Genomic DNA, 1358 nt, shown 5'->3' with positions numbered 1-1358 from the left:
ACCGACTCCGTCAAGGTTGAGTCACCAGGGAGTACGGATGCCTCTGGTGAGCAAACGGCTAAAGTGACTTGGGTGGGCACAACACCGAGCAGTGACACCACGGTCGATATAACCGCAGAATGGAGTCAGGGTGGCACACCGCTCAGTGACATCACGAGTGTCACCTTTAAAAGTTATGATGGCTCAAAGCTTGGTATTTGTGGTGGTCAAGTGGATGATACCGACCCGGAAAATGCCAAAGGCTACTGTCTTAAAGTGCGTGAAATCTTAGACCCGAACGATAACAAGCTTAAACGCTTCACGAGCACCCCCTCAAAATCGGTGATGGATGTGTTGGGTTATCACCTTGACGATAGTGGAACTAATGCAGGTCAAAGCTACGCTCGCACTTACAAAGAAACGGGTTCATATGGCCCTAGTGGTGGCGAATTTGCTCGTTTCCGACAGGATGGGGATGGAACCGCTGGAGGCACACAACATCAACGTTATTGTCAGAACCTAGCTGACATGGGCTTTACGGGGCGCAGCGACTGGCGTCGTCCAACCAAAGATGAATTGGTGAGTTTATATGGCGAGTCTGGCCATATGTGGACCGAGTTCGGTTGGCCGGCCAACTATCGCTTTTGGTCGGAGTCGCCTAATGGTGGGCATTACTACAGCGTGGACCTCAGCAATGGCAACGTCCTCAGCAGCTACCCAGGTAGCGCGGTCTATGGTTCATGCGTTTCAATAAAACAACCAGAGCCAACCATTGGTATTTGTGGAGGTCAGATAGATGATAAGGACCCGGAAAATGCCAAAGGCCAATGCCTGAAAGTGCGAGAAATCTTAGACCCGAACGATAACAAGCTTAAACGCTTCACGAGCACCCCCTCAAAATCGGTGATGGATGCGTTGGGTTATCACCTTGACGATAGTGGAACTAATGCAGGTCAAAGCTACGCTAGCACTTACAAAGAAACGGGTATATATGGCCCTAGTGGTGGCGAATTTGCTCGTTTCCGACTGGATGGGGATGGAACCGCTGGAGGCACACAACATCAACGTTATTGCCAGAACCTAGCTGACATGGGCTTTACGGGGCGCAGCGACTGGCGTCGTCCAACCAAAGATGAATTGGTGAGTTTACATCGCGAGTCTGGCAATATGTGGACCAAGTTCGGTTGGCCGACCTACAATCGCTATTGGTCGGAGACGCCTTATGGTGGTGATTACTACGACGTGGGCCTCTACACGGGCAACGTCCACAGCGGCAGCCCAAGTAGCGCGCGCTATGGTTCCTGCGTTTCAAATCCTTAGGGTTTAGTGTTGAAAGTTTAGCGTTTAGTATTTTTATTTTAGGCCCTTCGGGGCCTTTT

The 1358-nt window shown here is 50.8% G+C and carries 1 protein-coding gene; it reads left to right on the top strand.

Going from position 1 to position 1358, the window contains the following annotated elements; translation table 11 throughout:
* On the top strand, positions 1 to 1299 hold a 1299-nt coding region (locus R7Q09_RS24230; RefSeq protein ID WP_318071325.1), incomplete at its 5' end, for a DUF1566 domain-containing protein.
* Positions 1300 to 1358: the final 59 nt, after the last annotated feature.

It is taken from the genome of Vibrio sp. 2130-1, assembly GCF_033339515.1.
The sequence above is the reverse complement of the archived record's forward strand: the minus strand, read 5'-3'. Positions and strand labels throughout refer to the sequence as shown.